7 protein-coding genes and 1 pseudogene are annotated in these 10700 nt (G+C 54.1%); 2 read left to right on the top strand and 6 right to left on the bottom strand.

Features of this window, described 5'->3' with window-relative positions:
• Positions 1-134, top strand: a pseudogene (locus CY652_RS20755) (IS5/IS1182 family transposase); the annotation flags it as partial.
• A gap of 463 nt (positions 135-597) precedes the next feature.
• The gene (locus tag CY652_RS24210; protein ID WP_146010166.1) at positions 598-2157 is read left to right on the top strand and encodes a hypothetical protein; all 1560 of its coding nucleotides are present in this window, start codon (positions 598-600) and stop codon (positions 2155-2157) included.
• A 402-nt stretch (positions 2158-2559) separates the two neighbouring features.
• Here CY652_RS24210 and CY652_RS20750 read toward each other — a convergent pair whose 3' ends face one another.
• The 6 genes from CY652_RS20750 to CY652_RS20725 all read right to left on the bottom strand — a co-directional run bounded on the left by CY652_RS20750 (position 2560) and on the right by CY652_RS20725 (position 10699).
• A complete protein-coding gene (locus CY652_RS20750) occupies positions 2560-3687 on the bottom strand; it encodes an acyltransferase family protein (RefSeq protein ID WP_180970706.1) in 1128 nt (375 codons plus the stop codon).
• Positions 3688-3922: 235 nt separating this feature from the next.
• Positions 3923-5671, bottom strand: a complete 1749-nt coding sequence (locus CY652_RS20745) for a thiamine pyrophosphate-binding protein (protein WP_102132600.1) — start codon at positions 5669-5671, stop codon at positions 3923-3925.
• Positions 5672-5680: 9 nt separating this feature from the next.
• Positions 5681-7582 (bottom strand): N-acetylneuraminate synthase family protein, encoded by a 1902-nt coding sequence (locus CY652_RS20740; protein WP_102132599.1) that lies wholly within the window; start codon positions 7580-7582, stop codon positions 5681-5683.
• Positions 7579-8943 (bottom strand): GHMP family kinase ATP-binding protein, encoded by a 1365-nt coding sequence (locus CY652_RS20735; RefSeq protein ID WP_102132598.1) that lies wholly within the window; start codon positions 8941-8943, stop codon positions 7579-7581. Before CY652_RS20735 ends, CY652_RS20740 begins: the two co-directional genes overlap by 4 nt.
• A complete protein-coding gene (locus CY652_RS20730) occupies positions 8940-9632 on the bottom strand; it encodes a sugar phosphate nucleotidyltransferase (RefSeq protein WP_102132597.1) in 693 nt (230 codons plus the stop codon). Before CY652_RS20730 ends, CY652_RS20735 begins: the two co-directional genes overlap by 4 nt.
• Positions 9629-10699 (bottom strand): NAD-dependent epimerase/dehydratase family protein, encoded by a 1071-nt coding sequence (locus CY652_RS20725; protein ID WP_102132596.1) that lies wholly within the window; start codon positions 10697-10699, stop codon positions 9629-9631. The genes CY652_RS20730 and CY652_RS20725 overlap by 4 nt, the downstream gene beginning before the upstream one ends.
• Between the last annotated feature and the right edge of the window lies 1 nt (position 10700).

Genomic DNA, 10700 nt, shown 5'->3' with positions numbered 1-10700 from the left:
TTGGATGGCTGAACCGCTTCAGGCGGCTGGCACGCGACTATGAGCGCCTGCCTGAAACCCTGGCGGGCCTGCACTTCGTCGTTTTTGCCATGCTCATGCTCGTCCATGCTGTGCCCATTATCCAAAGTGCCTAACACGCTCTAGCTACAGATATGATGGCAAGCGCACGTCCGCATTTACTGGCGCTCCGTTCTTTGCGTTGAGCACACGTTTTGTCAGGTTGTTTGGTGCAGCTAGTGATCCGGCATGCGAGATGCTCCGTTACCTGCATCCGCTCGTTGCCGATCATTCCGTGATTTCGGCATTACAGGCACTAGCAGTCCGCTATCGGACGGCTGGCAAACTCTAGTACTCCCTGGCTCCGTGAAATGCTAATGCGGCGCACTGATGTAGAACTGGCCATGTGCCAGGAGTTGGTTTTTTGCGTCGTACGAGATGTACGAATTTGTGGAAAAAGTATGGCCTGCATTTTCACGGCAAACATATTTGTTTTTTTATCGGCGGGGTTCTGATCCTGAGGCACACTCGTCGGGCGTGAAATGATCTCTGTCGTAACGCGTTATACATTCAACGGGGGCTTGAGGTGGGTGGCGCCCGTTGAAGTTCAAAACTGTCGAATATTTTGTGTTAAATATGGCTAACAAACCGATGCCTCTCCTGTCCATTGTAGTTCCTACAATGGGAAAAGGAGGAAACCTGTATCGTTGCCTCGATTCCATTGTTCACCATGCTCCAGGCGACTTTTTGAAGTCTGCCGAACTGATCGTCTTTATTAATGCCGATCCGGTGGCTGCAGTGAACTATGCCAGGATCGAGTCATATCTTCAGAAAATCCAGGATCGATTTGAGTCTCTCAAGATCGTTCGCGCCCAGCAGTTCGAGTTGACCGCAGAGGAGTCCGCTCTTGCTGCATCCGGGCATGCATCTGGCGAGTTCCTTTGGATTGTGGGCGATGCACGCATATTTTTACCGGAAGGGTTGGCCGAGTTGGCGCGCTGGGTACAAAATCCGACTGCTCCTGCTGTATTCTTCAATACCATCTGGTACAACAGGGCTGGGGTAACGAACGGTCGGCCGTCGATTCATATTGCGGCAGGCCGGCACTTCATGACGTACAAGCAGTTCGTGATGCATACGGGGATTAACTTCATGGCTACGGCCATGGGGGCATGGGTTTATGAAAGGCGGTTTCTCGATAGGGAAAAATGGCATCACATTATCGAGAATTGTGGACCGCATTTTTCTCACGTAGCCACGTTGCTTGCTACCATGGGGGAGAGCATTGTTCACTGCCAAACTACGTTTCTCTATATTAACGAGAGTAAGGACTATCATGCTGGCGATGACAGCGAATGGGTACGATACTCCCGTTTGTCCAATACTTACCGATTCTATGCCTGGACATTAGGCCTCGTACGCCAGTTCAACTACCTGGTATCTCAGGGAGTCTATCAATATTCAGATATTAGACGTTCGATGTGCTCGGAAGGGCCACTTCTTCGTCGCCAGGTCGATGAAATCTACATTCATGCATTAGCGCAGTTACGCTATGGCTGGGCCAATCAGGCTGAGTGCTTTAAGCCTGCCGAATTCGATGAGATCATTGAATTCATGTCGCGTACTTGCCCCGAAAAAGCCATTGTAAACGAATTGATTCGGCATATTTATACGCAATCGCAATCAATGTCGGATAAGGAGTTTATGGCGTATTTCTCTGTGATCAATGAAGCCAATCAGGCTGATAACCTGGAATTAAAACTTGCCTCATTGATTGTTGATCAAATCGGAGATTACTACATCCGGCTGCACCCCAAAGGTTATATTGCATCTCCCGTGGGTGATAGCAAGAATTTTACGGTCGGCTATAAATTACTGGACGCGGTACCACGTTGCCCAGATGTCGATGTGCGGCAGCCAAAGTCTGTCCGCTGGATGATTCTGGATGAAGAGGGTCTGCGCTCGTTCTCGTTGAAAAAGGCAGTCCGAAACGTTGGTGATCTATTTCCGCTCGACGTTACGCCAGTTGTGAAAAGAAGTCGCTATAAAGCATGGGCTGCCAATATTGTGGTTCGTCTTTATCGCTCACGGTTTACTTATCGCATCGTCAATTTATTGCCAACTGAAGTCAAGAAAAAACTCAAGGCGGTCCTGATGTAAATCTGGTGGCCAGAGTTACTGACGGTGCAGAGGAGTGTCGACAGCGCTTCTGCCTGGTGACGTTGTTGATAGAGGCCAGTAACTGGGATAATGAGAGTTTCTAGCTTCGGGAGGAGAGGTAATCGTGGGAGCTATATGCTGCGAAAAAGCGACAAGAGGCGTAGTCCTGGACTCAAGCAAGAAGTATGATGTGAAACGATATTATTGGCTCACGATGTAGAAATCGTAGTTTATATCGGAAACACGAGAAATGATTGGTACGGCCCATCAAAACTGACGAAAGAGAGCACTCCTATCCTGATTACGATGCCTGCGTTAATGTAGGGTTCTTGGTGGACAGTTTAAATGCACTCGTGTTGCACGTATTTTTACGTGACCGGGAACTGCCGACTTTGGCCAGTATCAGTTTTCAGGGCTGCCGAATTGGCGCAGTGATTTCAATTTTGTTTCGTCTCGCGAAACTATATATCGCGCGAGGCGAATAGATGGCCTGTCGACATATCTTTCAAACAGGATGGCGCAGGGAATCGTTATGATCAAGCAGGCAACGATGATTTCTCCGAAGCTCATTCCTCTATAATAAAGATAGCCACCAATTCCGAGCATAATTGGCCAATGAATCAGGTAGATGGAGAATGATATCTTTCCCAGGAATTGAAAAATCTGAATTTCTAGAAGCTGCCTCAATGGGCGGAAGTTAAGAATTAGTAAAACAACAAGAGTGCTGCCAATTGCGTGCAACCCTTCAAGGGGCGATCTGTGGGGGAGCAAGCCTGAGAGTATGGAGTCTATCGTCGGGTGGGCACGGAGCATTCCCAGCGAGATAACGCCTGCCAGCGAAATTGCAGCGACTACTGCGATTATTTTTGATCCGGAGTTACCGATTCTGGGTTGATAATAAAAGCGAAATACATATCCGACCAGAAACAGGCCGAGTTCGCGCAGTCCAATTATAGGCAACAATATTAATAATATAGCGATGCGCGCAGCTTCACTTCGTATTCGAGTCAAGAATAAAATCAGTAGTGACCCGAGAATTTCGTAATTTATCGTCCAAAGGGGGACGCATACGGAATCGTCTACGGACACCGTATGCTGCACAGGAAACATCGTGGAATCTTTAAATCCGACGATTAACCCTCCCAAATCTTCCCAGCGAATAGATGCCGTGGGGTGATTTGACCAGCGTAGCAATATCTGCTTCCCTAATTTTCCGGCAATAGTGTGATCATACGAAAAAGACATCGCAATTACGACGTCCGAAATAAAAAATGCGATAAGAGTAGGAATCAATAATCTTGCAAGACGGGAAAACACGCGATATGTTAGTGGAATGCTATAGTCGCGGTAAGCCGTAGCCAGAACCATTCCTGACATGACAAAAAAGATACCAACGGCGAGTTGGCCATCAAAATACCAGGGAATATCGTTGGGATTGGAAAATGCCAGCCAATAATGGAATATGACCACCATCAGGCAAGCTACTCCGCGCAGGCCATCCAGAAAATGCATTCGCCGTGGATCGCTCATCGTGTCGTCTTTCCAGGAGACTCGTTCGGGTAGGTGCATGAACAGAGGGACCTAACGGCAGCAGAAAACAGCATTATTGTGATGCTTTATACCGATGGTCCTATTGTAGCGTCTGGATGTGACGCCAGCACGGGACATCCCGGTGGGACAGTAAAACGCCGAGCGGCCTTACAGCCGGCTCGGCGATTTGTACGTCTGAATTGTTATCTGCCGTGACCGGGCTACGACCCGCCCATCAACGTTCCCAGCTTACGTCCGCGATATCGGTCGAATATGGCTTTCCGTTTTCATCGAATTTCGTCGTTACGGAGGGGCCACGGTAACCGTCCTCCTCGACCAAGACGTCGATCAGCCGTCTTGGTATCTCTCTATCGAGACTTGCTGCAAGCTCTTCGACTGTATTGCATCTCTCGTAAGTAAGGCCTGCCAGGCTCGCCAATTGATCAAACTGGACAGTGTACAGCCCGGAAGCAGCAGAGGCGCCGAACTCCTTATTGAACGCGCGCGCTTGAGAGCGGATGATTGACTGATAGCCACCATTGTTCAAAATGATGACCGTCAAAGGCAAATCCGGATTGGCAGCAAGGGTGAACAACTCCTGCACGTTTAGCAACAGGCCGCCATCACCTTCAAGGCATACCACCGGTTGTTTCAGTGCGGCAACGGCTCCGATAGCCGTCGGCAAGCCGAGGCCCATCGAGCCGAGCACATGGCCGGCCCAAGCAAAACTCGCGCCGTCCGTTGGCTTGAAGAAGCGCGCAATACCTTCGGTGGCGAATCCGGATGCTGTCGGGACCACATACTTTCCGAGGCGAGAAGCTGAGAGAACTCGGGAAATCTGATAAGTCGTCGTTCGCATGGAGCCAAACGCGGCTTGCTCGTCTTCCCTGTCCTTTGCGAGCCACGTTTTGCACTGAGACAGCCAGTCGGTTGCGTCGAGTGCGAGGTCAGACGACAACAAATCTTCCGCAACGCCAGCCACGTTTTCGCGGAAGAAGGTGGTATTGGGAAGCCCCTCGTTCTTGAGGATTTCTTTCTCGTCGAGTTCAACAACGATTCGACGGGCGTTTTTACCGTAATTCGAGGGGTTGAAGGCTGTAGTCAACAGATCCAGGCGCGTGCCAAGGAATATAATGCAGTCGGCCGCCTGAATGATCCGATTGGAATGAGTCGGTGCGAGGCCGCCGGCGCAACCGAAATTCAATGGATGATCGTATGCCAGCAAGTCGAAACTCGCCCACGTGAACAACGTGGGAATGGCTACCTTTTCCACCAGTTGCTTGATCGATGTCCGTGAAATACCAGCGATGCGCAGAGCATTGCCGACGACCAGCACGGGACGGCGCGCTTCCTTTAGCGCCGCCACGATCGCCGGCGCCGCGTCCGACGTCCCGCCACTGTCGTGGCTTATCGTTGCACGAATGAGTCCGGAAATCTTCTGCAGACGCGCTTCGGCGTCGATCACGGCTTCCGACTGCACGTCGAGCGGAATGTCGATGAATACGGGGCCCTTGCGACCAACGACTGCCTGTGCGAGATTGGCCGCCAGGGCTGCATCGTCAACTTCGGACGGTATATACCGGAACGCGCATTTCGTAATCGGCTGCATCAGTTCCAGGTGCGGCGTCTCCTGTGCGCCTCGGCTGCGCACACCGTGCGTATTGATGTCCGCACGTTTGACCTGACCGGCCAGTACGAACATCGGTACCGAATCGTAATAGGCCGATGCAACCGACGTAATCGTGTTCGTCACACCGGGACCGGACGTGACGATTGCCAGACCCGGGATGAGATAGTCCTTGGCCTTTGCATAACCGTCGGCTGCTGCCGCTGCTGCTTGTTCGTGATTGCAATAGATAACGCGCAGATCTGCTGCGGCGTCGGCCGCGCGGTTAATGTGCATCGCCATGCCGCCCGTCAGGCAGAATGCGGTATCCGTACCCAGATTCCGGATGTTTGCGAGGATGAATTCAGCAACGTTCATTATGATGATCTAGTTGAGCTCTGTAAGAAAATCCAGCGCGTGCCAGAATCCTGCGCCATGGTCCTTGTGGCCTTGCCACACTTCGGGGATGAAACTGACCGAGGGATAGGCCGAAATCTTTTCCCACGTCTGCGGCCAATCGACGTCGCCTGTGCCGATCACGACACCCTCTCCATTGACCCCGAGCGCATCCGCGACGTGCAGGTGCGCGCTATGTGGCAGCAGGGTTGCCAGCGCTTCCTGGAAGTCCAGAGAGAAGTGATTGCAGGTCATTTGCAGGTGCGACAGATCAATGCAGTAACGCAGCTTGAGTTCCTTCGCTTTCCGGGCCAGTTCATCGGGCATCATGAAAATGTTCTGATGACGCTGGCCGCCAAAATGCCAGGGAAACGGCGCCATATTTTGCGGGATCAACTCAGTGGAGCCGAAGTCGATTTTCGCGCAGGCGTCGGTGAAGCGGCCGTATAGTTCAGCGCGATGCGCCAGCGGAAACGGCTCGTCCATCGAGAAGCCGCCGCAGTTCGCCACGATTAGCGCCGAATCGGCCGCCGGGAAGAATTCGCGAATTTGCTCGGTGGCTTCGACCACACGTTTGAGGTTGTCGATGGAGCGCTGCCGATATCCGAGGTCGTCGGCCGTGAGGTCGAGCAACTCACTATTCTCGAACAGTTCCGGCGCGTGAACGACCAGGCGTTTGCAGTCGACCGTCTTGAGATACTTCGCCGGCGTCAGAGACAGATCGCGATACGACAGATGGAATTCGTACAGATCCGGGTCGATTACCGCGAGATATTGCTGGAAATCATGGTAGCGAACGGGGACTCCCCAGTAGCCGGGAAAGCGATAGGTGCGCTTTACCGTCCGCTCACCGGTCAAATCGCCTTCGTAAAGAAAGTCTCCGGCACGGATGTCGCGATGCGCCGTTTTTCCGAGCAGATCAGGTAGCCGATAGGGCGGTAGGCCCTGGCCTGGGCTCGCGACGCGCAGGGACTCCTCGTGGAATATCTCTCCCTGCCTGATTGGGCGCGCCGCGATGACGCTCTTGCTCAGGTTTTCCCGGTTGAGCAGCTCGCCCTGGCTCGCCTGGCGGCCAGGGCCGGTCCAGGGTAATGCCTGGTCGACTTGGCGGATGCCGTCGACGAGAGACTTGAACTCTGCCGGCTCGAGGCTTGCTGCGTGGTCGGGGCCTTCCATGTTCCGGTCGAGCGTGATGTGTCGCTCGACGAGCTTCGCTCCCAGAGCGACAGCGGCAATCGTCACTGCAGTGCCGCGTTCGTGGCCGGAATAGCCGATTACGCCGTGAATTTCCTGGAGGCGCTTGATGTATCCGAGATGGATGTCGCCCTCTGGCGCGGGATAGGTGCTGTTGCAGTGAAGCAGGGCGAACGGCACGCCGAGGCTCGTGACGAGTTTTGCCGCCGCTTCGATTTCCGGCTCGAACGACATGCCAGTGGACAAGATGAGCGGCTTGCCGAGGCTGGCGGCTTTGCGTATCAGGTAGGGATTCGTGAGATCGGCCGAGGCGAGTTTGAGCGCCGGCACGTCAAATGTCGCAAGCACGTCTACGCTCGGCTCGTCCCAGGGGGTGCACATGTACGCAATGCCCTTTTGGGCGCAGTACTCGCGCATCTCGCGATGTTCTTCGTTGGTCAATTCGACCTTGTTCAGAAGATCCTGGATGTATTCGACGCCCAGGTCCTCGGAGCCTTCTTCGCCGGGTGCGGTCCGGTAAAGCGCGGCGCGATTTCTGAGCTGAAACTTGGCGCAGTCCGCCCCGGCCGCGATCGACGCGTCCACGAGCTTCTTCGCCAGTTCGACACTGCCGTTGTGATTGTTGCCGATCTCGGCGATTACGAACGTACGCGGGCCACCGATCGTAAAACCGTCAATTTCGAATGTCGATCCGTTCATGCTACCTTGGTTCTCCACGATGTGACGCCCTCTTCTTCAAAACGCACCGTGCTCAACGTGCAACCCATTGCCTTGAGTCGGTTGCACACGGCTGCTCGATGACGTGGTTGTACATAGAACAGGAAAAAGCCTCCGCCTCCTGCTCCCAACAATTTTCCGCCCAGCGCGCCGGCGTCGAGGGCTGCCTGATAAATTTGGTCCAGCACGCCACCGCCGATTGCGCTCGACAAGCCGTGCTTGATTACCCATGCTTCGTGCAGGCTCTTGCCGAAGTCGTTGAGGTCGCCGCGAATCAGTTGCTTATGCATTTTCCGACAGAGATCGGCCATCTCCAGCATCTGCTGATTGCGGTCGGTCTTCTTGAAGTCTTCGCGCTGCTGCTCATGAATTTCGCCGGAATTATGCTCGATACCGGTATTGCATAGCATGAGGCATTCTTCGAACTCGTTTCGGATCCCATCCTCGAGGCGAAGAGAGTGCACCAGGTTCCGCCGGCCGTCGAATTCGATCAGGTTGAAGCCACCGAATGCCGAGGCATACTGGTCCTGCCAGCCGCCGGAGACCGCGAAACAGAGTCGTTCGGCCTGAAACGATAGCTCCGCGATTTCGTAGGTGCTCCATTTATCGAGTCTTAGCTCGTTGAACGCTGCAACGACACTTGTCGCCACGGCCGACGAGCCGCCGAGGCCGGAGCCGACCGGAAAATCGGAGTGCACGAATAGATCGAAACCGAAATCCGGACGAATGACTGACACGACGGACGACAGCAAGCCCTTTTCAGGGCTGTCGAGCAGACTGCGCAGGGACGGATAATGCTCATGTCGATCGATGTCGTGAGAAACGATATTGATCTCGGACTTCGAAGACGGAATTAACGTCGCGTGAGAATAGAGGGCGATAGACGTATTCAATACCACGCCGCCATTCTTCATGAAATAGTATGTGAGGTCCGTCCCGCCGCCCGAGAAGCTGATTCGCACAGGCGCGCGCGCGCGCGAAAGCACAGCCTCCTCTTTTGCCGGAGGAAAGAAATCGGGCGTCGCGAACTCCACGAGTTTCCCGTCCGGATCGAGCAACGGGACTGCGTTATAGCCGAGATCGAACAGTTTCAGCAGTTCTTCACGCGTAGTGCCATGAGGCAGCGCGTGAAAATTGCGGTTCATACATTCCCGGATTGGCGTCGAGGTTTGACCTCCGCCGACGAGGAAGCGCCGTAGGTCACCGTTGGTAAGCACTCCGACCAGCACATCGTTCCCGTCGACAACGAGTGCAATTTGCGTAGGCCCTCGTTCGATGGTTGCGATAGCGTCGAGGACTGGGCGATCATGTTTGACTACGAGATCTCGGATATGGTCTTTCATTGCAGTTTATGCACACCTGATTCACGAATGAGCTTCAAACTATCCGGCGTGCCTATATCGAGGAAAGGGCCTTCATACACCGTTGCCGTAAGGAGCGCCCTGGAGACCAGTTCCGGAATAATGTCTCGCTCCATCGAAGCCGCGGCAACCGGAAATGCGCTGAGATAGCGGGTGTGCAAACCATACACCCCGGCACTGATCAGGCCTGGTCCGGTCTTGCCTTTTTCGGTCAAGGCTCGAACTTTTCCGTTGTCGTCGAGCTGAATGGCGCCATATCGCTCGCAATCGCTTACCTGGGTAACGACGAGCGTTGGGGGGCAGGTTTCGATGGCACGCCGGTAGGCATTGGCATCGAGGTAAGTATCTGCATTGAGTGAGATAAAGGGACCGTCGTAACCGATTTTTGACAGCGCATGAAGAATCGCTCCGCCGGTACCCATTGCGGACGGCTCACGCACGATCGTTACCGATCGGGCCGGATTGGCGGGCAGATTGGCCACGACGCTCTCCACCTGCTCCGACTGGTAGTGCGTGCAAAAAACGAGATCGTGTATTCCCGCTTTCGCCAGCTCCTCGACGACATATGAAAGGAATGGTCGTCCGTCGACATCGGCAACTGCTTTTTGCGATGGCCCGATCACGCTACGCAGCCGGGTACCCAAACCTCCGCAAAGTATCAATGCTTTCATGGGCGATTGCCTGACCAGAGAGAGGTATTGCGAATTGCCTGCGGCAACGTAGTCCAGACGTCGAGCCCGAGCTGTGCCCGAGCTTTTTCGATCGACGGAACATAGCGATTACCGGCGCCGGGAGTATCGCTGCGACCTTCGACAACGACAGTTTTAGCCGGCGCCAGAGTGGCAATGATTTCACGCGCAAGCCCGGCAATCGTGATTTCCTGATCGGAGCCCACATTGTATACCGTCCTGTTTTGGCCTTTCAGCAACAGACGGGTCAACCAGATCACAAGGTCGGCGGCATAAAGATACGAGCGTACGCTCTTGCCGTCGCTGCGGATGACGATTTTTTCCTTGGTAAGCGCGTCGCGCATGAAGTTGCCGATTGCGAAGTGGCCATCCAGCGGAAGCCCTGCACCGACGAACGCGAAACATCGAGCGACTACAACTTCGCATGCATTCTCGTGGGCATGGATTGCACCGAGCAATTCCATTACGCGTTTACCTTCTCCGTAAGCGCTGCCGACGTCCATTGTCGACGGTGCAGTTTCCACCGACTCGACGAGATACGGCATGTCGATGGCTTGACGTCCGTAGATGCCTCCCGAACTGATAAGCAGAACATGCTTTGCGCCGAGCGATTTCGCACAATCCAGTATACGTTCCGTACCTCGCACGATCGTGTTCAACAGCAGGGATGGGGCGCCTGCGGCTGCAGCCGTGGTATCCGTCGCCGCATGGATGACGTAGTCGATCGCTTCATCGGGAAAGGTAAAATCACGAATGTCGCCGGTGATCCATTTCAGCCAGTCCGCGCCATCGACCCACGGGTGTTTTGCATTGAACGCTTGTGGATTGCGGGAGATCGCCAGCACTCGCAGTGGTATGCCGTGCGTTTTTTTCATCCATGCAAACAGCGCAAGCATCCACATTCCGAAGAACCCCGTCGCGCCGGAGACCAGGATTGTCTTGCCGGAGAAGTCGTTGCAATCGACGTGCATGCCTAGTCGCGTGAAATCGTCGTCGGCGATTTCGGGAAACGACCGATACGGGTGCATGGCGTTATTGCGCGATTCCATA

The sequence above is a fragment of the Burkholderia sp. WAC0059 genome (genome assembly GCF_002870125.1).
GTDB lineage: Bacteria > Pseudomonadota > Gammaproteobacteria > Burkholderiales > Burkholderiaceae > Paraburkholderia.
This window is presented reverse-complemented; position numbering and strand designations above follow the sequence as displayed.